This is a genomic window from Mucilaginibacter psychrotolerans, assembly GCF_004519315.1.
Classification (GTDB): Bacteria; Bacteroidota; Bacteroidia; order Sphingobacteriales; family Sphingobacteriaceae; genus Mucilaginibacter; species Mucilaginibacter psychrotolerans.
Window position 1 is genome coordinate 22,424 of the sequence record NZ_SOZE01000010.1, and the last position, 23,421, is coordinate 45,844.

18 protein-coding genes and 1 tRNA gene are annotated in these 23,421 nt (G+C 43.8%); 8 read left to right on the top strand and 11 right to left on the bottom strand.

What is annotated here, in order from left to right; all coding sequences use genetic code 11:
* Positions 1–17: 17 nt before the first annotated feature.
* The 4 genes from E2R66_RS11685 to E2R66_RS11700 all read right to left on the bottom strand — a co-directional run bounded on the left by E2R66_RS11685 (position 18) and on the right by E2R66_RS11700 (position 2,832).
* The gene (locus E2R66_RS11685) at positions 18–518 is read right to left on the bottom strand and encodes a GNAT family N-acetyltransferase (RefSeq protein ID WP_133231048.1); all 501 of its coding nucleotides are present in this window, start codon (positions 516–518) and stop codon (positions 18–20) included.
* A complete protein-coding gene (locus E2R66_RS11690; protein WP_133231046.1) occupies positions 519–818 on the bottom strand; it encodes a type II toxin-antitoxin system TacA family antitoxin in 300 nt (99 codons plus the stop codon). It lies immediately after the preceding gene.
* 41 nt (positions 819–859) lie between these two features.
* Entirely contained in the window at positions 860–1,612 is a 753-nt protein-coding gene (locus tag E2R66_RS11695; protein WP_133231044.1) for an NADAR family protein, read from the bottom strand.
* Between the two features lie 71 nt (positions 1,613–1,683).
* Positions 1,684–2,832, bottom strand: a complete 1,149-nt coding sequence (locus E2R66_RS11700; protein ID WP_133231042.1) for an FAD-dependent oxidoreductase — start codon at positions 2,830–2,832, stop codon at positions 1,684–1,686.
* Positions 2,833–2,963: 131 nt separating this feature from the next.
* Between E2R66_RS11700 and E2R66_RS11705 the strand changes: the two genes are divergently transcribed.
* The 4 genes from E2R66_RS11705 to E2R66_RS11720 all read left to right on the top strand — a co-directional run bounded on the left by E2R66_RS11705 (position 2,964) and on the right by E2R66_RS11720 (position 9,862).
* Positions 2,964–3,956: a polysaccharide deacetylase family protein gene (locus E2R66_RS11705; RefSeq protein ID WP_133231040.1), complete on the top strand. Its 993-nt coding sequence runs from the start codon at positions 2,964–2,966 to the stop codon at positions 3,954–3,956.
* Positions 3,957–4,085: 129 nt separating this feature from the next.
* On the top strand, positions 4,086–6,446 hold the full coding sequence (locus tag E2R66_RS11710) for a PAS domain-containing protein (protein ID WP_133231038.1): 2,361 nt from the start codon (positions 4,086–4,088) through the stop codon (positions 6,444–6,446).
* 223 nt (positions 6,447–6,669) lie between these two features.
* Positions 6,670–9,324, top strand: coding sequence for a PAS domain S-box protein (locus tag E2R66_RS11715; RefSeq protein WP_133231036.1), 2,655 nt, complete (start codon positions 6,670–6,672; stop codon positions 9,322–9,324).
* A 136-nt stretch (positions 9,325–9,460) separates the two neighbouring features.
* Positions 9,461–9,862 carry a DUF5655 domain-containing protein gene (locus E2R66_RS11720; RefSeq protein ID WP_133231034.1) on the top strand — a complete coding sequence of 134 codons (402 nt, stop codon included), beginning with the start codon at positions 9,461–9,463 and terminating at the stop codon, positions 9,860–9,862.
* Positions 9,863–9,888: 26 nt separating this feature from the next.
* Here the strand turns inward: E2R66_RS11720 and E2R66_RS11725 are convergent, their stop codons facing one another.
* The 3 genes from E2R66_RS11725 to ahcY all read right to left on the bottom strand — a co-directional run bounded on the left by E2R66_RS11725 (position 9,889) and on the right by ahcY (position 13,279).
* The gene (locus E2R66_RS11725) at positions 9,889–10,545 is read right to left on the bottom strand and encodes a DUF4276 family protein (protein WP_133231032.1); all 657 of its coding nucleotides are present in this window, start codon (positions 10,543–10,545) and stop codon (positions 9,889–9,891) included.
* A 3-nt stretch (positions 10,546–10,548) separates the two neighbouring features.
* A complete protein-coding gene (locus E2R66_RS11730; protein WP_133231030.1) occupies positions 10,549–11,640 on the bottom strand; it encodes an AAA family ATPase in 1,092 nt (363 codons plus the stop codon).
* A 322-nt stretch (positions 11,641–11,962) separates the two neighbouring features.
* Positions 11,963–13,279, bottom strand: coding sequence for an adenosylhomocysteinase (gene ahcY / locus E2R66_RS11735; protein ID WP_133231028.1), 1,317 nt, complete (start codon positions 13,277–13,279; stop codon positions 11,963–11,965).
* A 448-nt stretch (positions 13,280–13,727) separates the two neighbouring features.
* On the opposite strand from ahcY, the gene E2R66_RS11740 reads away from it, so the two are divergent.
* A complete protein-coding gene (locus tag E2R66_RS11740; RefSeq protein WP_133231026.1) occupies positions 13,728–14,726 on the top strand; it encodes an ABC transporter ATP-binding protein in 999 nt (332 codons plus the stop codon).
* A gap of 83 nt (positions 14,727–14,809) precedes the next feature.
* Here E2R66_RS11740 and E2R66_RS11745 read toward each other — a convergent pair whose 3' ends face one another.
* Positions 14,810–15,724, bottom strand: coding sequence for a PfkB family carbohydrate kinase (locus E2R66_RS11745; RefSeq protein WP_133231024.1), 915 nt, complete (start codon positions 15,722–15,724; stop codon positions 14,810–14,812).
* 121 nt (positions 15,725–15,845) lie between these two features.
* On the opposite strand from E2R66_RS11745, the gene E2R66_RS11750 reads away from it, so the two are divergent.
* The 3 genes from E2R66_RS11750 to E2R66_RS11760 all read left to right on the top strand — a co-directional run bounded on the left by E2R66_RS11750 (position 15,846) and on the right by E2R66_RS11760 (position 17,880).
* Positions 15,846–15,919 (top strand) — tRNA-Asn (locus E2R66_RS11750).
* 124 nt (positions 15,920–16,043) lie between these two features.
* The gene (locus tag E2R66_RS11755; RefSeq protein WP_133231022.1) at positions 16,044–17,297 is read left to right on the top strand and encodes an ATP-binding protein; all 1,254 of its coding nucleotides are present in this window, start codon (positions 16,044–16,046) and stop codon (positions 17,295–17,297) included.
* Positions 17,275–17,880 carry a hypothetical protein gene (locus tag E2R66_RS11760; protein WP_133231020.1) on the top strand — a complete coding sequence of 202 codons (606 nt, stop codon included), beginning with the start codon at positions 17,275–17,277 and terminating at the stop codon, positions 17,878–17,880. Before E2R66_RS11755 ends, E2R66_RS11760 begins: the two co-directional genes overlap by 23 nt.
* Positions 17,881–18,375: 495 nt before the next feature.
* Here the strand turns inward: E2R66_RS11760 and E2R66_RS11765 are convergent, their stop codons facing one another.
* The 3 genes from E2R66_RS11765 to E2R66_RS11775 all read right to left on the bottom strand — a co-directional run bounded on the left by E2R66_RS11765 (position 18,376) and on the right by E2R66_RS11775 (position 23,399).
* On the bottom strand, positions 18,376–19,497 hold the full coding sequence (locus tag E2R66_RS11765) for a TlpA disulfide reductase family protein (protein ID WP_133231018.1): 1,122 nt from the start codon (positions 19,495–19,497) through the stop codon (positions 18,376–18,378).
* 89 nt (positions 19,498–19,586) lie between these two features.
* A complete protein-coding gene (locus tag E2R66_RS11770; RefSeq protein ID WP_133231016.1) occupies positions 19,587–22,538 on the bottom strand; it encodes a glycosyl hydrolase in 2,952 nt (983 codons plus the stop codon).
* Between the two features lie 186 nt (positions 22,539–22,724).
* Positions 22,725–23,399, bottom strand: a complete 675-nt coding sequence (locus E2R66_RS11775; protein WP_133231014.1) for a response regulator transcription factor — start codon at positions 23,397–23,399, stop codon at positions 22,725–22,727.
* Positions 23,400–23,421: the final 22 nt, after the last annotated feature.

Genomic DNA, 23,421 nt, shown 5'->3' on the forward strand with positions numbered 1-23,421 from the left:
GGGGACAAAGCGCTTAACTATCGTTCAAAGAGGCCGGCTATCGTTTGCATCGCTACAAACATCTTCCCGGAGTCGAGTTTTACAAAATCGTACTTGGCGTAGAAAGCTTCGGCATCGGAATCCAGTGGATCAACAATTACTGCCATTGCGCCAATGTGTTGCAAGGAAGCATCGTAGCATTTTTTTAAAGCATCAATTAAAAGGTATTCTCCTAAACGTTTTCCTTTATAATTTTCATCTAAAGCCAACCTCCCTAATAATATCGCCGGGAGATTATGATAAGACGGAGGCATCTTTTTTTGAACATTTTCCGGCACAAGCGCTCGCGGTACACTGGTACTCGACAACGTATAGTAGCCAATTACACGGTCACCATCTACCATAACAGAGACCGTACTTAAACGTCTTTTAATATCCTGGCTTGCTTGCTTATGCAGGTAATCATCCAGCGTTGGCTTTCCGCATTTAAACGCCTTTTTGTTTAGTCGCGAATGCAGCGGTTCAATTGGGTAATTCATTTAAGATTCGGACGGTTGATTATTCAACTCCCGATAACGTTCTGCAGCTTCCTGCAAGCGTTTTCCCGGTTTAGGTGGGTTCATAATGGCATCAAAGAAAACAGCCTTATCCCTTTCCGATACCAGGATGGCTTCGTGTTGTTCAACTATTGCTTTGGCTTTCTCTTGTACGGTAGTTATCACGAAATCTGTAAGCGTACGGTATCCGCCCAGCCTGGCAGCTAATTCAAAAAGTTCTTTTTGAACTGCAGTAAGCTTGGTATCAAATCTTGACTTTTCTGCTTTGAACGCTCTTTCCATAATAGTCAAATGTACGGAAAAAATACGTACGAGTAAATTATTTATATCCAATTGAAAGGTGCCGGATGAGTTAATTCGAAAATAATTTTGTCTCTCTCGTTAAGACCGTCGTAGTATTTACTGAACTCCATTATGATACTTTCTCCTGAACCCATGCGCCAAAACATATCCAATGGGTCAATTTCCGGATGCATTTTCCATGGAGGCGATACAGCATCGGCAAGTTCGTGGAAATAGCCGTATTTTATCAGGAAGTCGCGTGCTTCCATCAGCGCAAAGCCTAAAAGATTCAGCCCATCCCAAAAGTAAGGATTGCCGACACCCTCATCGTTTTCTGCCATACCAATGCCCCATATTTTGTCTGCGGGGCTGGCTTCAACCAAAATGCGATTAGCAGTATTGATAAGGTATTCGGCAAACTTTGGGTTTTGGTTGAACTTATGGATGTTACCATTCACAACAATCTCATACCTGTAGGATAACCAAACTTGTTCGTCAAAACCCAGAACTTCACGCCCGAGTTTCTTTGCTTCGGCCGGGGTTGCGGCGGCTATGATCTTGTTGAAGGTTTTCTTGTCGGCAAACAATAGCGCCTTATTTGCCATCATCCAATGTTCAGTAGAGCGGTATGTTACGCCATCTACCGTAAAAGGCAATTCAAACCATTGGCTGAAACAAAATTTGCCAACATCCTCGCGTCTTTTGTTGGTATGCCCCCAAAAGAATATGTATTTAATGTGCTCTCCGCTGTCGAATTTGTCGGTAAGCCATTGTAAATCATAAGTGGTTTTCATCGGACCGGTTCGGATTTTCAGGTAAACTTAAATATCATTTGCCTTAATGTACATCAGCACAAAAAATAAAGTCAAACTCCTCCTATCACCCCCATCATAAACCCTATCGCCTCCTCAGAATGCAAAAGCTCCGTTGATTGCATCGTCATATCCGCCGTTTCCGCCGCCCGTATGCGCATTTGCTTTTCGTAAGCAGCAATTGCAGCAAGCGTATCCGGATAATCTTTATTCAACAATGCTTGCGATAATTCCAACGCATCCAGCATGGCCATGTTTACGCCTTCGCCGGCGTATGGTGGCATCAGGTGGGCGGCATCGCCAAGGATGGTAAGGTTGGGTCGAGCCTCCCAGGTATGATCCAAAGGCATACAGTATTGCGGACGGGCAAAGAAAGGGCCGCTGGCGTTTTCGAATAAGCCTAGCCAGATTTCATCCCAGCCAGCGTACTCTGCATTAAACCATTCGAGTACTTGTGCTTTATTTGTGAAGTCTATCCCGCTGGCACGCACCCAGTTTTCATCGCATTTAAAGCCGGGGTAAAATACCAGGCTACCATCACCTTTAGAACTCACGATCAAACTCTTCTCATCGCCGAAGGCAAATATCTTCCCACCGTTCAACAGCTTGTGCATATCGGGAATAACTATTTCCGAATTGTAAACAGCTCCTTCAATCGCGGTAACACCCGCATAAAAAGGCTTGATGGGCGTTAAGTACGGGCGCAGCTTAGAGTTTGCGCCGTCTGCAGCTATAACCAAGTCGGCATAGGCGATATCGCCGTTTTTAAAAGTAATATCCCAGCCACTTCCTTGCTGCTGCATGTTCAAAAATTGGCTATCCCATACTACCGTTCGCTCCACCAGAGAACTGAGCAGGATATTTTGCAGGGGCCCGCGGTCAATTTCCGGGCGCATAGTTTCCTGGCGCGGAGTGTCGCTATCATCAAATATCAAGGTTGCATGCTTATCGGCAATGCGCAAGGCATCGGCACCGGGGCGGTAGTTGGCCCAGAAGGCTTCCATCAGTCCGGCTGCATCCAAAGCCGCCAATCCCGATTCTTCGTGCAGATCCAATGTTGCGCCCTTGGGGCGGGCATCTTTATGCGCATCGCGTTCGTAAACTTTTACATCGGCACCGTTCATTTGTAGCAGGCGGGCCAGGGTTAAGCCGCCGGGGCCGCCGCCTATCACGGCTATCTTTTTATTGTTGATCGTGTTCATCTTAATGGCGCAGTGTTAGGCCCCGCTTATTAAGGTAGACGAGCATCCCCCAAATACATTTTAAAAAATACACGGGGGTTAACTATCTGCATCAATAACAGTCAAACAGCCATATATTTGCTTTAGCCAATATGAAACACATCAAAACGCCCTTCTTCATAATTCTGCTTGTGACCTTTACGCTCGCTACCAAAGCCCAAATCAACAACGTACAGATAAACAACTACCGCATGTACTACGCGTTGGCAAAACGTTTCGGGCAGCCCTGGCTTGCGCTTCGCAGCTTTGAGAACCATAACCGCCAAACCCTGTTGCTGGTGAACCCGCAAACGCTGGAAACCCGGGTAGACGAAGCCTTGGGCTACCAGCTAATCCCCATGAGCCTGCCGCAACTGCTCTTACTGTTCAAAGATTCGCCCTACCAAAAGGCCCTTGCCCGTGCCGAAAAGCAATCTGCCGCTATACAGGATGCCGGTATAGAAACCGGTATGCCTACCGAAACCGGCATCAGCCTCACGGCAGATTTATGCCCCTCGCACAGGCCATTGGATAAGCGCATCTTCATGGATATTTTTACCGGCTTTAAAAAGTTTGGGCGACCCGCGCCCATCGCATTATCGGTAAGTGGCGTGTGGATGCGGCAGCACCCGCAGGACCTTGACTGGCTAAAAAAAATGGAGGCGTTGCATGAGCTACACATCACCTGGATAAACCATTCGTTTAACCACCGGGTGAGCGCCACCGCGCCGCTCAGGCAGAATTTCTTGTTGGAGCCAGGCACCGATATCAATTACGAAGTGCTGCAAACCGAACTGGCCATGCTGCGCAACGGGCTGCTGCCATCGGTGTTTTTCAGGTTCCCGGGGCTGGTATCGGATCAGCAGCTGGTTTACCGCATTACCGGTTTCGGCCTTATCCCCATCGGTACCGATGCCTGGCTGGCCAAGGGGCAGCAACCGCATGCGGGCAGCATCGTGCTTATCCACGGCAACGGCAACGAGCCCATCGGCGTTACCGATTTCATCAAACTGCTGTCCACTAAAAAGGGGGCCATTGCCGATAAGCAATGGCTGCTGTACGATTTGCGAGAAGCCGTGGACCAGGAGTTTGAGGCAGATAAATGAAGCACTTTGCAACCGTCCACAGCTAGCTGGTTATAAATATTAAAATATTTTTTATTAAATGCTGTAATTCACGATTTTACGAAAACAATTATTTGATATATTCGTAATAATAAATTATCAACCGCCTCTGTGAATTATTTCCCTGTTCCTGCAAATGAGCAAGAACGTCTTAAGGCCCTGCGCCGGCACGACATCTTGGATACGCTTAGCGAACCTGAGTTCAACCGGATTACCGAGTTGGCTGCTATGATATGCGATGTGCCTATATCTTTGGTAACGCTTGTGGACGAAAAACGGCAGTGGTTTAAATCGGTACTGGGGCTTGATGTGCACGAAACACACCGTGAAATTTCGTTTTGTACCCATGTAATTATGGAAACCGAATTGCTGGAAGTACCCAATACTATGCAAGATCATCGTTTTAGTGACAATAGTTTGGTAACCGGGCCACCCGCTATACGTTTCTACGCTGGTTACCCTGTTATAGATCAGGAGGGATTTGCTCTGGGCACATTATGCGTGGCCGACCTCAAAGAACGGCACCTTACGGATGAGCAAAAAAGGGCATTACAATTATTGGCCGGTCAGGTTATGGAACTCATTACAGAGCGTAGGCAAAAACAGGAACTGATGAGCTTTCAGAAAATGTTTAACCTGGCTAATGATTTGGTTTTTATGGGCGGCGATGACGGCGTGTTTAAAAGGGTAAACCAGGCTTTTACCCGCCTTTTGGGCTGGAGCGAAGACTATTTGCTCAACACCGCTACCTTTGAATTTGTTCACCCTGATGATATTGCAGTCACCGTTAGCCAGTTGGAGCGGTTAGCTATGGGCGAACCTAAGGTGAGCTTTTTGCAACGCTTTAAAACCGTTACAGGCGAATACAAATGTATTGAGTGGACCTGCATCCCTCAATCTGCTTCGGGTATAGTTTTTGGCACAGGCCGAGATGTAACCGAAAAACTAAAACTGGAAAGGACACTCGCCAGAACCAGGGATATGCTGGAACGCACCAACACTGTAGCACGCGTAGGGGGCTGGGAGCTTGATCTGCGCAAGCAAAAACTGTACTGGACGCCTGTAACCAAGGATATCCACGCCATGCCGGCCGACTATGAACCTACCCTGGCCAGCACACTGGAATTTTACAAACCCGGCGAAAGCCGCGAACTCATAACAGCGGCTATAAACAATGCCGTAAGTATGGGTACGCCCTGGGACCTCGAACTGCAAATTATCAATGCCCGCAGCAAAGAAGTTTGGGTGCACGTTATTGGCAACGCTGTTTTTGAGGATGGCGTTTGCAGGCGCTTATATGGCACTTTACAGGATATTGACGATCATAAGCGCGTGGAAATTGCCCTGATGCAGGCCGTTAATACCCAAAAAGAACTCAATAAAGAGCTGAAGGAAAAAGCAGCACTGGTACAGGAACAGGATAAAACCATACAGGATATAAAAGAGTATAAGTTCCTGGCCGATTCGATACCGGAAATCATCTGGACCTCGAACCCCGACGGCACCATGGAGTACTACAACCGGTACTGGTTTGATTATACGGGTATGACGTTGGAAGAAACCGCCAAATTTGGCTGGGCTTTCATTTTGCATCCCGATGATATTGAAAAGGATTACCTGGACTGGACACACTGCCTCAATACCGGCACCCCCTATCAATCTGAAGTGCGTTTTAAGCGCAAAACGGATGGCACTTACCGGTGGCATCTTGCCCGTGCGCTGCCCATGAAAAACGATAAAGGTGAAGTTATCAAATGGTTTGGCAGTTGTACCGATATAGACGAATACAAACGCGCCCTTATCCTGGAAAACAAGATAAGCCAGTTTGAAGATTTTAACCGCATCATAGCCCACAACCTGCGCGGGCCCGCTGCCAGCATAGAGATGCTGCTGAACATGATAAATGATGAAGAAATTGCCGAAGAAAAGGATGCGCTTTTTAATATGCTAAAAACCAGCAGCTTTACCCTTAACGATACGCTGGACGAACTGATGAAGGTGCTGGAGGTACGCAACAATAAAAACATGGCGTACGACCAATGTTTTCTGCCAGAAATGGTGGCCATTACCGATGCCATGCTAAAAGGGCAGATTGTAGCTACAAAGGCCCAAATTACCACCAGCCTGCAGGTACCGGTGATGATGTTCCCGAAGATGTACCTCGAGAGCATATTTTATAACATGGTGAGCAACTCGCTTAAGTACAGTAAACCCGGCGTGCCACCCGAAATACATATAAGTTCAAAAACCGAAGACGGCCGCATAGTGTTGGAATTTAGCGATAACGGGCTGGGGATAGACCTGGGCCGCCACGGCCAAAACATGTTTAAACTGAACAGCGTTTTCCACAAAGGCTATGATAGCAAGGGCGTGGGCCTGTTTATGACCAAAACCCAGATTGAAACCTTTGGCGGAAAGATTACCGTTGAAAGTGAACCTAACGTAGGCACAAAGTTTACAATAGTGTTTTAGTTTCCCTTACCATTTACCACATAGCTTTTTCGAATATCTTAAAAACCTAACAGCTATTTAATCAAAACTTAATTTATCCCTATTTATTAAGTATAGCAATAAGTTTCTAATTTCTTATCTTCGTACAAACATCTAAATACTTTTGATCTTGCAATCGTCCCCAATACCTCATAATGAAAAGGAACGGCTTCGGAGACTAATTGAGTACAATATACTCGATACATTGAGCGAGGATGAATTTGACCAGATTACCGAGCTGGCATCTATCATTTGCGATACGCCAATCTCGTTGGTTTCATTGATCGATACCGACCGGCAATGGTTCAAATCAAATAAAGGACTCGGTGCCACGCAAACGCACAGAGACCTTGCTTTTTGCGCACATACCATTATGGGTACAGAGGTGATGGAGGTGCAGGATGCCACCATGGATACGCGTTTTAAGGACAACGCATTGGTAACGGGCGAGCCGGAAATACGTTTTTACGCCGGGTTTCCGCTAACCGATCCGGATGGCTTTACCCTCGGCAGCCTTTGCGTAATAGACCGTAAAACCAAAAAACTTACTGCACAACAAAAGCGCGCGCTTGCGCTGCTGGGAAAGCAAGTAACCGATTTGATCATTGAACGGCGAAAAAAACAGAAAAGAACAAATTTTGAGAAACTATTTGGGCTTTCGCAAGACTTAATATTTATAGGAGGTACGGATGGGTATTTTAAAGAAATCAACCCGGCGTTCACCACCCTGTTTGGTTGGGACCAAAATCATTTACTAAAAACGTCCACCTTTGAATTTATACATCCCGACGATATTGAAAGCACAACCGGGCAATTAAACAAACTTTTACAAGGAAAGCCTACCATAAATTTTCATCAGCGTTTCAAAGCGTTAGACGGTACGTATAAAATTATTGAATGGACATCTAACCGTGAAGAAAGCTCGGGATGTATTTTTGGTATAGGGCGCGATGTAACCGAAAATATTTTGCAAAAACAGCACCTTGCAGATAGCGAAGCAAAATTAAGGGCGTTTTTCGAAAACTCAAAAGGCCTGATGTGTACTCACCATATCAATGGTAAATTAATATCAGTAAATACCTCAGGCGCCTCCTTGCTGGGTTATTCAGTTGCCGAGTTAAATGGGTTAAGCTTGTTCGATATCATTCCTGCAGAACGGCATAAGATGTTGCGCGCCTACCTGAAAAAGATAAAACAGGAGGGCCGCGCAGAGGGGCAAATGATAACACTGCATAAAGATGGATCGCAAAGGGTATGGATGTTTAATAATACCCTGCAAAATAATGGAAATGAAAGCTATGTAATTGGTAACGCCATAGACATTACCGAACGATATGCCCTGGAAACCAAATTGCAGCGCACCACTGAAATGCTGGAGCAAACCAACCAGGTAGCGCGTGTAGGCGGCTGGGAGGTTGATCTGCTATCGAATAAGGTCTACTGGACGTCGGTTACCAAAGAAATTCATGGGGTGCCTGCGGATTACGAACCCAATTTGGAAACAGGCATTAGTTTTTACAAAACTGGAGAAAGCAGGGAAAAAATAAGTTCGGTAATAGAAAAGGCATTAACCGATGGTTCGCCCTGGAATGAGGAACTTCAGCTTGTAGATTTAGTTGGCAACGAAGTTTGGGTTAGGGCATTAGGCAACGCAGAATTTGAAAACGGTACTTGCAAACGCTTATACGGCACTTTTCAGGATATAAATGAAAACAAAAAAGCCGAAATTGCCCTGCAAAGATCATTTGCAACCCAAGAGGCCTTAAACGAAGCTTTGCTGGAACAGCTGGAATTGATTAAACGACAGGACCAAACTATTGAAAAAATCAAAGAATTCCAGTTTCTGGCCGACTCTATCCCACAAATCATCTGGACATCGAAAGCTGATGGCGGCGTAGATTATTACAATCAATTTTGGTTTAAATACACCGGCTTAAGCCTCGAGCAATCTATAGAATCAGGCTGGGATCCTGTACTGCACCCAGACGATGTACAAACCGACGACGCACTGTGGGCCAAATCGTTACGAACCGGCGAACCCTACAGATCTGAAGTACGGTTTAAAAGAGCAGCGGATGGCCTTTACAAATGGCATCTCTGTAGCGGGCTACCTATGCTTAATGATGCGGGTGAAATTGTAAAATGGTTTGGCTCTTGCTATGATATTGATGAATACAAACGTGCAATTGATCTTGAAAACCGGATAAGCCTTTACGAAGATTTCAACAGGATTGTTGCCCATAATTTAAGGGGGCCTGCCGGCAGTATCCGTATGATACTAAATATGTTAAACGAAACTGCCGACGAAAGCGAAAAAGCCGAATTCTTGCAGATGCTGGGCGAATCGAGCGACACGCTTAACGAAACGCTTACCGATTTAATGCAGGTGCTGGAAATACGGATCAACAAAGAAATGCAGCGTGATGATTGCGACCTGTTGAAGATTGTTTCTGTTACAAAAGCGATGTTACAAGGGCAAATGCTGGCAAAACAGGCCACCATCACCACCGATTTTAAAATTGCAACCATCCCCTTCCCTAAAATGTACCTCGAAAGCATTTTTTACAATATGGTAAGCAATGCCATCAAATACAGCAAGGCAGATGTGCCGTCTCATATCCACATCCAATCGGCAATTATAGATGGCCGTAGTACACTAACCTTTGCCGATAACGGGCTGGGCATCGACCTCAAAAGGCACGCCGGGCAAATGTTTAAGATGAGCAGTGTTTTCCACAAAGGTTACGATAGCAAGGGCGTGGGCCTCTTCATGACCAAGACCCAAATAGAAACCTTCGGCGGCAAAATCACTGTAGAAAGCGAACCTAACGTGGGGACTAAGTTTACGATAGTGTTTTAAAGGGAACATAAAAAGCCTTTTGTTCGCGCAAAGCCGCTAAGAACGCAAAGGCAAGGTTTAATTTTTTTTGCGTCTTTGCGGCTTTGCGCGAAACTTATTACATTGCAATTTAGCATGATTAAAGTTAAACAGCCCCATGCCCTACACCTGCCCCAAATGCGAACGCGAGTTAACCAGCGAAAACCAAATGCATTACTGCGCCAAGGTGAGCCTGGATAGCTTATTCAAAGGCAAATCGCCGGAGTTGATTTTACTCTTCGATAAACTACTCGCCGAAGTTGCCGACTGGCCCGATGTATTGGTAGGCACCACGCCCAACTGTATCACCTTTATACACCGGCAAACCTTCTTCGTTATCCGCCCCATGCAAAAGGTGCTGGATATCAAGTTCTACTCCACCGAAAAAATGGAAGGCCCGCCCATATTCAAAAGCATAGCCACCGCGGGCAGGTTTCAAAATAATATCCGCATGAGCAATGTGAGCGAGTTGCGGCCACAGCTTTTTAGTTGGATAAGGGGGTCGTATGAGTTGTTGTGAGAAGGTAATCTTGATTGATAATTGCACTATAGCCCTTCAGTGTTATCTTTCATTAAAGCTGCTTTTAACTTTTGCAACCAAGCAGAAAGTCCCGGACACTTTTGAATAATAACCTCTATCCCCAACGCTTCCAAAATCATCTCAGCTTCCAAAACCTTGTCGTATTTAAATATTTCTATTAGGCGTTTTGAAGGAGCACCTTGAGGACTTGTATTAATTTCTTCGGGATTTTCGTATTTGTTGATAATCTCCTGTAGCCTGCTCAACTTTTTTTCATCATCTACAACTATCTTAAATCCATCCATTCCCGAATACATCAAAGCTTCCATCTCGTGCTTTTGTATGTAGGGAATGATTAAATCTCCAAATTCTTCTAGAATCATATTTTCTATTATTGAGATATCATTTGCGTTATTACTATACCCAGGGAAATTATTTGGCAACCTGAAGAAATCTAAAAATGTAGTAATGATAACATTACCTTGTGCCAAAATGCGACCGATATCGTTTTTCAGATATTCATAACTTATATTTCCGCCTTTTTTATTTAGCTGCCTGTTTGTAATTATCTTTTGGGCATGCATGGCGTTTTTAAAACCATCTTTGTATAGATAAGGAATAACATGCTGATTTATAAATATTACTTCGGTATCACCTTCTACCAAAAAAACAAGCCTTTTCATTTATTACATGTTTGAAGGCTGACCACCTATAATATTTTTCTCCCAAACCTCACCCAAACTATAATCTTGTAACCACGAATTCAGTTCGACTTTGTTTAATCTATTAAAAACAGTCTCTTTCTCCTCTCGATCGGCAATCAGTATATCTTCTGGTTCAAAATAATCCACTAAATATACTGACTGAGAGGACACAATGATTTGCACTTCTTCTGAAGCCTTTCGAATTAAGCTTGCTAGTTTACTGATTGCTACTGGATGTAATCCTAATTCTGGCTCATCAATTATAATCGTCTTAGGAGGAGAAGGCTGCATTAACAGTGTTGCTAAACAAATAAAACGCAACGTTCCGTCGGAGAGATGATTGGCATTAAAATAAGCATCGGGTTCTCCAACTTCTCGCCATTCTAATCGAATTTGATTTTCATTCAACCTATCTGGCGACAACACAAATCTTTCAAAAAAGGGAGCAATTGATTTTATTGTTTTCTCTATTCTAACAAAATGCTTTGGATGCTTTTCCTGCAAATAATACAGAAAGGCAGCGACATTTGAGCCATTATGTTTTAACATTAAATTATCATTAATGTTAGATGTACCTTTCATTGGCGACTTGTCACCAGTGTCATGAAAGTGATAAACTTCGAATTCCTTAAGTCTATTATTCACATAGTAGCCCTGACCATATTGAATACCTTTTAAGCTAAACTCCCTGACTGATTTAGCATAATTATGAAAATGCCATTTTCCATAGGAATTAAACGCCGTGTCCAGCGATTTTATATACAATGAATCCTGCGATTCGGCCAAAGAAATAATAAGCCTATTAGTTTGATTAGAAAAATCACTTCCGAAAAAAAAATCAATATCAATTTGCTGAGTTTGCTTTTTTCCAAAATAAAGAAAACTGTCAGCCCCTCCCTTTTGAATAACGTAATCCCCTAAATTACGATCATATAGATTTCTAATAAGTGAAAAAATTGATATAAAATTGCTCTTCCCAACACCATTGCTTCCAATCAAAATATTAATTGGACGCAATTCGATTGATTGATTCTTGATCGATTTGTAACCTTTTACGTCTATTTTAACAATCATAATTAATAAGAAGTCCTTTTGATATATAGCAGTATATCGAAGAAACAGTTTATACGAATATAGCATATATATCCCAAAAAAGGGACATGGCTCTCACCACATCCCTTTTTCTTAAAACAAAAACCCGTCATCCTGAACTTGTTTGAGGACCCCATCTGCAGAGTTCGCGTCGATGCAAACCTGCTTAGCATGTCGGCCACTTTTATGATGGGATACCGAAAAAATTTCGGCATGACGTTGGGCAATTAAAAAAGGGATATGGCTCTCACCACATCCCTTTTCTTATCTTAATTCCTGACTCTAAAAGTCTTTCGTCTAATAATTAGTAACGGTAGTACTCCGGTTTAAACGGACCTTCAACCGTTACACCAATGTACTCGGCCTGATCCTGGTCTAAAACTTCCAGTTCAACACCAATTTTGGCAAGGTGTAAACGGGCAACTTTCTCATCCAGGTGTTTAGGCAGGGTGTAAACTTCGTTTTCGTAAGCATCGGCGTTGGTCCAAAGCTCAATCTGGGCCAAAGTTTGGTTGGTGAACGAGTTGCTCATTACAAAGCTTGGGTGGCCGGTAGCACAACCCAGATTTACCAAACGGCCTTCGGCTAATACAATAACGTCTTTACCTTCAATGGTGTATTTATCAACCTGTGCTTTGATTTCGATTTTGGTGTCGCCATAAGCGCTGTTTAACCAGGCCATGTCGATCTCATTATCAAAGTGACCAATGTTACATACGATAGCTTTGTCTTTCAATGCACGGAAGTGACCTTCGCGTACGATGTTCTTGTTACCTGTTGCAGTAACAACGATGTCGGCTTCGGCAATAGCGGTAGAAAGTTTCTTCACTTCGTAGCCTTCCATAGCTGCCTGTAAAGCGCAGATAGGGTCAATTTCGGTAACGATAACGCGAACACCAGCATTACGCAAGCTATCAGCAGAACCTTTACCTACGTCGCCGTAGCCACAAACAACACCTACTTTACCGGCCATCATTACGTCGGTAGCGCGGCGGATAGCGTCAACCAATGATTCGCGGCAACCGTATTTGTTATCAAATTTCGATTTGGTAACCGAATCATTAATGTTGATTGCAGGCACCAATAAAGTACCGGCTTTCATACGCTCGTATAAACGGTGAACACCAGTGGTAGTTTCTTCAGATAAACCTTGTATGCCAGCGGCAAGCTCAGGGTAACGGTCAAAAACCATGTTGGTTAAATCGCCACCATCATCTAATATCATGTTTAGTGGCTGGCGGTCTTCGCCGAAGAAAAGGGTTTGTTCGATACACCAGTCAAACTCGGTTTCGTTCATACCTTTCCAGGCGTAAACAGAAGTACCGGCAGCAGCAATAGCAGCAGCAGCGTGATCTTGGGTAGAGAAAATATTACAGCTGGACCAGGTAACTTCGGCACCCAGCGCTTGCAGGGTTTCAATCAGCACAGCAGTTTGGATGGTCATGTGCAGGCAACCCGCTATCCTTGCACCTTTTAAAATTTGTGCAGGGCCGTATTCGGCGCGTAATGCCATTAAGCCCGGCATTTCTGCCTCAGCTAGTTCAATTTCTTTGCGGCCCCAGGCAGCAAGTTCAATTTCCTTCACTTTATTTTTTACGTAGGTGGTTTCTACTGTCGACATAGCTTTTCTGTTTTTTCTTCAAAAGTAAATAATAAAAATTCTTTAAAGAAGGCGTAGCGGTTTTGTTGCCATAGGGCAATCGGGACCGCTGATTTTAATGATTAAATGATGCCGCTGATTGTCTGAACCATGATTTGCCAGATTATAGGATGACAGGATTTTGAAATGCATCAGGGCAATCCTTAAATCCTTTCATCATGGTCTGAACCGTTGATTTTTCGCGAAATATTAATTTTTTATTTGGTGCTTAAGAGGGCTACGCCGTTTTAATGATTAAATGATGTCGTTGATTGTCTGAAAAACTATGATGTACCGGTTTAAGGGATTACTTGTTTTGTAATCCTTTAATCGAGAAAATCAGGAAAATCATGGTTCAGACAATAAAATCAGCTGTTCAGAAATAATCGTGTTTATCGCTTAATCCTGTAATCGTGTGTATCTTTGTTTAATGGCAGATATACCTTTTTTGCAGGCGGTTTCGGTAAGTAAAATATACCCGGGGGCAACCCAATCGGGGGTGAAGGATATCAGCATAGAGATTGTCCCCGGCAAAATTACCGCTATAATAGGCGAAAGCGGCAGCGGGAAGAGTACCTTGCTGCGGATGCTTTTTGGTTTGCTGTCGCCCAACGAGGGCACGGTTTATTTTAAAGGAGAACGCATCTGGGGCCCTGAAGAAAAGCTTATCCCGGGGCACGACGAGATGAAGATGGTTACCCAGCATACCGACGACCTGAACCTTTTTGCCCGCGTATGGGATAACGTGGCCGCCATGCTACCCAGCACCAACGTAAAGCTTAAGGAAGAAAAAACCGAAGCCGTGCTCACCCAGCTCAACATGATGCAGATGGCCTACAAACGTGTGGCCGATCTGAGTGGTGGCGAGAAACAACGCGTAGCCATAGCCCGCGCCATCATCACACGCCCGCACGTGCTGTTTTTAGATGAGCCCTTTAACCAGGTAGATACCTCATTTAGGGAAGGCCTGCAGCACGATATACGCCAGATAGTACGCGAAAGCGGCATCACCGTGGTTATGGTATCGCACGACCCTGCCGAAGTGCTTTCCATGGCCGATGAACTGGTAGTGATAAGGGATGGTGTTATCGTAGAAAAGGGCCACCCTAAGCAACTATATCAAAACCCCAAGCAGCTATATACCGCAGAACTACTGAGCAATTGCAACGTGCTTACGCCCGCAGAAGCTAAATTGTGTGGCATAGCTACCCAAAAAGAAAGCGTGGTGGTGTATCCCGAATGGATAAGACTGACCACTTCGCCCGAGGCCACCCAGTGGACGGTGCGTGAAGTGCTGTTTAAGGGCTTTTACGAAGATTTGCTGCTGGAGTACAATGAAGTTGTCGTTCGCGTGGTAAACGGCGAGAATGACCGTTTTAAGCCGGGAGATAGCATTGGGATAAAGGTGAGGAAGTGGCTGGAGTACTAGCCCCCCTGAATATGGAGCTATTGAAATGCAAAGAGCCCGGCTACAACAAGTAGGCGGGCTCTTTGCATTTATAGTTGCCAAGATTATATCTCAAAAGAAGATAGCTGCACGAACTGCTGTACGCGTGCGGCCACTTCTTCGCCGGTAAGGTTCTTGATTTTTTCGGTCCCGAATTTCTCCACGCAGAACGATGCCAGGGCCGAGCCGAAGATGATGGCGTTCTTCATGTTGTTGAAGTTTACGGTGCCTACTTTGGCCATGTAGCCTATGAAACCGCCGGCGAAGGTATCACCGGCACCGGTTGGGTCGAATACTTCGGCCAGGGGCAGGGCAGGGGCCGAGAAGATATGATCCTGATGGAAGAGCAATGCGCCATGCTCGCCTTTTTTAATGATGAGGTATTTGGGGCCCATTGCCAATATTTTGCGCGCGGCTTTCACCAGCGAGTATTCGCCAGATAGCTGGCGTGCTTCGGCATCGTTAATGGTTAATACATCAACCATTTTGATGGTTTCCAGCAGATCATCAAGCGCAATGTCCATCCAGAAGTTCATGGTATCCATTACGATGAGCTTAGGGCGGTTTTTAAGCCGTTTAATCACCGTTTGCTGTACTTGTGGACTTAGGTTGCCCAGCATCAGATATTCGCAGTCCTGGTAGCTTTCGGGGATGATCGGATCAAAATCGGCTAAAACGTTCAGGTCGGTAACCAGGGTGTCGCGGCTGTTCATATCGTTATGGTACTTGCCGCTCCAGAAGAATGATTTTTCGCCTACCTTAATTTGAAGTCCATCGGTGTTTATGTTGTGCGCGTTAAAGTCGGCAATTTCTTCGGCGGGGAAGTCGTCGCCCACTACAGCAACGATGTTTACCTTGTCATAAAAGTACGAAGCGGCCAAACCGGCATAGGTTGCAGCACCGCCAACGATTTTATCTGTCTTTCCAAAGGGGGTTTCAATTGCGTCAAACGCCACAGTACCAATAACTAACAAACTCATGCGAAAATATTTTAAATTTTTTTTGCGCAAATATTGTGAATTTACCTCAATAATCATACTTTTGCACACTCCAAACCGGAAAATACTCGAGACTAGTTCGAGAGTATAGAAAAAGGAAGATTCCTGAGTAGCTCAGCCGGTTAGAGCATCTGACTGTTAATCAGAGGGTCGCTGGTTCGAGCCCAGCCTCAGGAGCAAAGCCCCGCACGTCTGCGGGGCTTTTTTTATGCATGAATTTTTAGATTAGAGATGCGTTGATAGCGGATCAGTCCGAATAATAAATTGGGGAATTATAGTAGCTTTGTATAGACAACGACGAATGAGCAGAATCACTATTAAAAATATCGGCCCAGTCACCAGCGTAGCTTTGGAGCTTAATCGGATCAATGTGATCATGGGGCCGCAGAGTAGCGGAAAGAGCACAATCGCTAAGATTGTCAGTTTCTGCCAATGGGCGGAAAAAAGATATATTTTGGATGGAAACAAATTTGAATATGACTTTGAGGAAATGTTTATGGAGTTTCACCGAATCGGAGATAGTTATTTCAGCAGAGATTCGGCATTTATCTATGAAAGCGATTTCTTAAAGATAAGTCAGAAAGGCACGAATTTCAAATTGAAATTCGAATCAAAAAAGAGGAACGCCGATTTCAAGAAACCCAAGAATATTTACATTCCCGCCGAAAGGAATTTCGTATCAGTTATCCCTAATTTAGGAAAATACAATGAAACGAATGATAATATCATGAGTTTCCTGTATGATTGGTTTGACGCCAAAAAGAATTATAACGCAGTCAACCCGCTACCCATTTTGAACTTGGGTGTCGAATATGCATTTGACAAAGAAGTCGATCAGTTGACCCTGCTGAAAAATAAAAAGATACTACAACTGAAAGATGCTTCAAGCGGCTTGCAGTCAGTTACGCCATTGCTAATGTTGATCCATTACTTGACCCACGGGTTCTATGAAAACAGCAAATCAAACTCGGTTTACGAGCGGGAAGAAGTGGTAAAAACTATTATAGACAACCTGAATACCCAGATAGACGGTCCAGACAGAGATGCCTTAAACGGCTTTCAGGATCTTAATGACAATTTTGTACTGACTAAGGAAAACACTGACAGGCTCTTAAAGCTGGTAAGAAACCGGGGACGCTACTTTTTCACAAATTTCATTATCGAAGAACCGGAGCAGAATCTTTTTCCATCAACCCAGCGCGATCTCATCTACCACCTATTTTCACTGATCCTGAATACTAATCGTCCGCATCATTTACTTATTACAACACACAGTCCTTTCGTATTGTACGCAATCAATAATTGCATTATGGGCAAGCGAATTAGTAACGATATGCCTCCTGAAGAGTATAATGAATTACGAAGTCATATGGCTTGGGTGGATTCGCACCAGATATCTGTCTGGCAGATGCAGGCTGGCCAAATTACATCCGTCCTCGACGAGCGAACAGGAACGGTCACCAAGCATTACTTTAATGAAATCATGAATGAGCTGTTAGAGGAATATTATGAGATGTTGAATTATTTCAAAGATGATAGAAGCACTGCAAGCTAATTTTCCTGAGCACACGATTATCAGCCATGATGAACGAGCGCTATATGTTGTCGATGAAAAACCACTAAAGTTGGGAAGTGGCATCCGAGTACACATCACCGATCCGGGTGTCCACCATGTTTATTTGCACAACCCTAGACAGATACCCTTGCTTTTCGACTGTTTCCCGGAAAATAGTTTCTGGCACGAAGACGGAGAGCAATGTAAACAATGTGAATGCATTATCTTTCCTAAATCTTGCCTGCCGGACGACTGGGTTCTGGCTGTCGAAGCCAAATATGCAAGCGTCGAAACAGCATTCAAAAAAGAGATTGATTATCCAAATATAATGGTCACACAGATTATTGATACCATTACTTTTTTGCGTAATAAAGGTGTCATTCCTAATGGGAAAACTGTCAAAGCTTTGGTGGCATTTCCTAAATTGATAGAGGATTTCAACGCGTTTTTTTTCACCAATACGCCGTCAGTAGAAGATATCCTGCTAAATCACCGGATCCTTATCCGGGCGGCGAATTTTGCCAGTATCAGGAACAATCGCAAATTATACCTAGGCGAACTTCGTGACTTCGATGCGATGTGACTATTGATATGCACTCAGCGATTGCGCGTTAGTCATTAGATAAAAGAGGCAATCCGCCCTTAATTCAATACCTTTTCTTAACTTTCAGATAAGACTGACTTTTTTGTAGCTGCTTCAGAAAAAAGTAAAGATCTTTCATTTTGAGGACGATTTAGTAAACGTGTGATACCAAGTGTTTCAAATCTTTTGCAAAAGAATTAGAGAAGCTTCCCTGATGAGCTGAATTAAATTGCTTTTTAGATTATAGTTAGCCATAAGGGAATCGAGTCGTTTCTAAACTACTTTCTATTGTTAAAAACTTTCAATTGTTCCACCAAGCGGTTCGAATTGCGACCAGCCTCAGGAGCATCAAAAATCAATGATTTAACCCCACTTTGGCGAGTGGGGTTTTTTGTTGTGTGCCAGGGATGGATATGCGCTATAGGGTTAAAGTCCGTATCAAGCAACATAGTCGTAGGAGAGCATTGCCACAATCCGAATAGCTTAATTGCTGTTTTATTTAAAAAGCTCACCAAGCTTGTCCAGCAAAACTTTGTCTTTAATATCGCGCGCAATAATTTTGCCTGTGGGGTCTATCAGCACATTAGCGGGAATAGAAGTTACCCCGTAAAGCACTGCTACTTCATTTTTCCAGCCTTTCAAATCTGACACCTGTGTCCAGGTAAGACCATCGTCTTTAATGGCTTTTATCCAGGCTTTTTTAGTTTGCTCGTTGTCCAATGAAATTCCTAAGACGGTAAAGTCTTTATTCTTGAACTTATTATACGCCAGAATAATGTTTGGATTTTCGGCGCGGCAAGGTAAACACCATGATGCCCAAAAATCAATCAAGACGTATTTGCCTTTGTAATCTGCCAATTTTATCATCTTGCCTTTTGTATCAGCAAGGGTGAAATCAGGAGCCATTAGGTTAACAGACGATCTTACCTGCCCGGTTATATCGGTTGCCGTTTTTTTACCTAACGGGGTAGCCTTTACTTCCGGCGTTAAGCTAGCATAGGCGGCAGCTACCTGCTGTATTGGCGCGGCGCTACGCATTAAGTCTATTACAGTAACTAAGCTGATATAGGAATCAGGGTGAGTAGTAATGAATCCGAACTTAACGGGCTCCATCTCGGCAAGCACTATTTGCCTTTTCTTTCTAAAATCAGCAACTTCGTTAATGTCTTTTTGCTGCTCTGGTTTCAGTGCTTCAAAATCAAGCATTATTTTACGATACTTATTTTGCAAAGTTTTTAAATCTGCCGAAATGGTCATCAAATCCCTGTTAGTTTTAGTGCCTGAAATGTCTGCGTGTTTCAGCGAATCGTTAGTGGTAAATAAAATACCCCCTGGTTCTATGTAAAACCCAATAGAGTTATAGGCAACCTCTATTTGCATAGGATTTTCGTTTTGGTACAGGCTGGCAGAAGCGATACCGTTTATACGGCCTGTAAAGCCGAAGGTATGGTTATTAACTAAAACCGAATCTAATTTCGATTTACCCTCAACTTTATAGATAAGATATATTTTATCTCCATTTTTAAAACCGTCGCCAGTGCCTTTGATCGTAAATGGAGCTTGGGCCAACGCCGCAAACGGCACCAGCAATAATAATGACAGAATTATTTTTTTCATAAGCTACGAGTTGTAAGATATGGTAAAAACAGACGGCAAAAGACAGGATAAGGCTTTTATTAGTATTAATATATCGGCTGAAGCCCACCTTATTTTGTTGCGGTGAAAATTCTGACCGGGCCTATCAACCCCGACTCGAGCTGAGGAGTATTTACATTCAACATGTCAAACCTAAAGGTCTCGTGAGTTTTAGTCAGTCTTTTTTCTTTTGGAAGGCTTAGATCATGCACCACACGGTTTGCCCATAAATTGATTACATCTATCTGTAATACATTGCCCTTCTGTTTTATGGCATCTGTAATGTCAACGCGCCAGGGGGCGCACCATAAAACACCTAAATCTTTGCCGTTAATGCGTACCACCGCAACATTTTTCACATCCCCCAGATCAAGGAATATCCTTTCGTCTTTTTCTTTTAAATTACCACCTGCCGGGGTATTCACATCAAACGTTTTGCTGTAGGTAGCCATACCCGAATAGTATTTGATCCCTTCTTCCGGGCGTTTTGTCCAGCTGATCAGCTCAGGGAATGTTGCCGTTGAAGGGCCACCCCAGGCAGCGTCAAATGAGGCGTTCCAGGCCCCATCTAAAGAACTTAGTTGAACAAGTTGCGGAAAGTTATGTGCGGTAGTACCATTAGCATTTACAGGTTTACGAAAAACGATAAAATAGGAGCCGAATGGGTCCAGTTCCAACGGCATGGTAGTACAATCTTTTGTTTGCCGGTAAGCTGTTGCGTTGATCATTTTACCGGTTAATGCATCCCATATTTCCGGTTGTTTACCGGCAATTCTAAAGGTAAAATCGCGTGTTTGTTTTTTATCAGTTCTGTTGATTACGAAATAAATTTCCGTTTCACCGTTTTTACGATGGATATAATCAAACTGATCCGCATCTTCAGCTTGTCCGTTAAAGGTAAAGTCTGATACTATACCATCAGCTTTTAAGACATCTCCCTCCGTTTTCCCCCAAATAATACGGCCTTTGCCTAACCTGCGTTCGGTTCGCGTTTTACCGTCTAGGTCACCCCATATCTCTGCGGCTATTTTTCTAACCTCCGCATCAGTCACCAGGTAATCTTTAAGTTCCCCGGCATTTTCAGGTGGCGCGCCAACCACTGTGGCCCCCATATAGATCAGGCTTCTAAGTTTCTTTATAACAGCAAGCGACATTCCTTTCGATGGAATTGACGAGATATTTAGCCCCTGATATCGCCCAACTTCTGCGGCAATTTCCGGCGAAGGAGATACACAATTCTGTAAAACAAGCAATTTATAACTCATTCCGCCGGGCAGTACAACACGTCCGTTTTTTACGGTCATTCTATTCAAAAGTATATCCGGGTTAATGTAATCGCAGTCGTAACCAAAACCAAGCGTTGGAATATTGTATTTAGGCGGCGCCAAAAGCGGCGGTTTCTCTCCCAGGTAATAGCAAACATCTGCAACAAAGTTTCCTTGCTGAAGCATATACTGGCATCGATTGAGGTAGCTAAAAAAAGCCGGCGATTGTTCCCACCAGGTAATATTAGGCGAGAAATGGGTGCCTGCACAATATTCGTATCCCGGCTTACCGTCAGAGGGGGGCTGGCTGGTTGCCGAGTGTAACATCAAGCGGTTGATTCCTTCAACAAAGGCATCATTTGCGTAAGGTTTCAGATCTGATGGGCCAAGTGTCCAATGGGTAGCATCTTTCTCCTGTTCTGTAAAAGCTTCGGCTTCGGCTTGCCTTTTACCGTACACATGTGCAGCTGTAGCAGTTTGCTTTAGGTTAAGTCTCGAACTTCGGTTTTTATTGTAACCACCGGGAGCATTACGATGCCCGTTAACCCAAAATTCACCGGCCAGTATGTCACTGGTACTAAAGTTCTTTAAAATATCTTGTGGTGGGATGTCATTCGGCCCGCCCGCTTCGTTACCCACTTTCATTCCGTATTTATGACATAAGTAGGCAAAATGCCCGTAGCAATTTTCAGCAATACAATCCTGAATGGTCCTGTCAAAATCCTCACGGAAACGTGCAGTGATATCAGAATCTGAAATTGTGTAGCCAGCTAAAGCCGGCAGGAAAGGCTTCAGATCATAACCACGGAATTTTTTAAACTGGTTAGGAAAATCCTGGGTCCAGGTTAGTTTACCGCATTCCCAACTGTCACTCCATAAATAGTCGATTTTCCCTCCGGCTTTTTTCGCCTCTTCAATAACCGTTTTGCCTAAATAATTAAAGTAATTGTCTAATGCCGACTTGCTTAAATAGTCGATCTCGTAGCCCTCGCCGCCTTTAAACGTATCACCTTCCGGGTACGCTTTCCATTTACTCCAGGGATGGCCGGTGAGCGTATAACCGCTTCTTAGGATTACCCATTTGCCGGGTGGTACATTCCAGTTTAAAACTCCGTTGGGGTTTAATTGTGATGAAATGTCGATAACCTTTTTTGGATCAACAATTTTATCATTTGCTGGAACCGGATAGGCTTGAACGATAATATCATGATAGTACCCTTCAACCTTCTCTGGCTGGGGTAAAGATCCGGAAAATTTTGTCCCGCCATCAACCGTGATTTCTGCTGTTACAATTTTTTTCATGGCATCATCTTGGGTAACAGAAGGCCCCATCAACGTCCATCCTCCAGCCAGGTTAAAACCAAACTCCAGGTGTAGCCTTTTAGCTTCACGAATAGCATGCCTGAAAAGGCTCCGCCATTCTTTACCTAAAAAATCGACACCTAAGAGTGGTTCTTTACCGCCGTAACCACCGTTGCAGATGAGGTTCACGCCGCTAATACCCTTCGCTCTAAATTCTTCGAGATCTCTCGTGATGCCTTCTTTGGTGACCCGATTATATATCCAAAACCAATATACCCTTGATCGGGCAGAATCCGGTGGAGATTGGAACCGGGTTAAAAGTGTGTCGGAACCTGACTTGTTATTTTTTAACCGATTATTGCGTTGCTGTGCCTGGCTAAAATTTGGAAAGGTTAAACCCAATAGTGCTATAAACGATATTAAAAAAATGTGGCGACCGGAATTTGCTTTGCTCATAACTTTATCTAGTAAAGATATTGGTTTGTATTGCAATTGCCCAATTGATTATGTTTTGTGTTGCCGGGGGGGATTACTATTTGCGGTTCCCCTAGTTGCCTACACAAGTTGGTGCTACAAAGCGTGCGGATTGGCTTGGTCAAGCCTCCCGGAATATTCAGGATACTGTGCGGCCAATCTCCTAAATTACAGTTGCACAATATTATTCCTGATTGCAAAGATAACCAGGCCGGTTACGTTGCGCGAACCCGTTTTTATCAACAGGTTATTACGGTGGCCGTTAACTGTTTTTACACTTATAAATAATTTTTCGGCAATTTCATCAGCGGTAAATTGCTGGCAAGTGAGTTTAAGTATTTCCTCTTCCCGGGGCGAGATATTGGCGAGCAGTTTTTTGCCGTGCTTTGGTTTTTTGATCATACTCCCTTGGAGGGCTTTGAGCGTCCTGCTGTTGATATAGCTGCCTTTTTCAAATACTGCTACAATAGCTTCAAATATTTCCGAAGGGTCGCAATCTTTAACGAGGTAGCCATGGGCACCGTTCTTGATCAGCTCGGTCATAAAGTTTTCGTCGTTATGTACCGATAGTACCAACACCTTTATCTCGGGGAACTTTTCGGCCAAAGCAATGGTGAGTTGTAAGCCGCTGTATTCTTTTTTGTTTTGCGGTGGTAAGGATAGGTCTACCAACAGCACATCAGGGCGTAGAGGTGTTTTTTCCAGCTTGTCAATTACCGAGAAGCCATCGGCACTTTCAAAAATCACATCAAAATTATCCCTTTGCTTTAGTATAGCTTTAATACCTTCCCTAAAAAGTATTTGGTCTTCCACTATACCCATTTTAATCGTGCTTTCCATCATGATATGTTCAGGTTAACAGGAG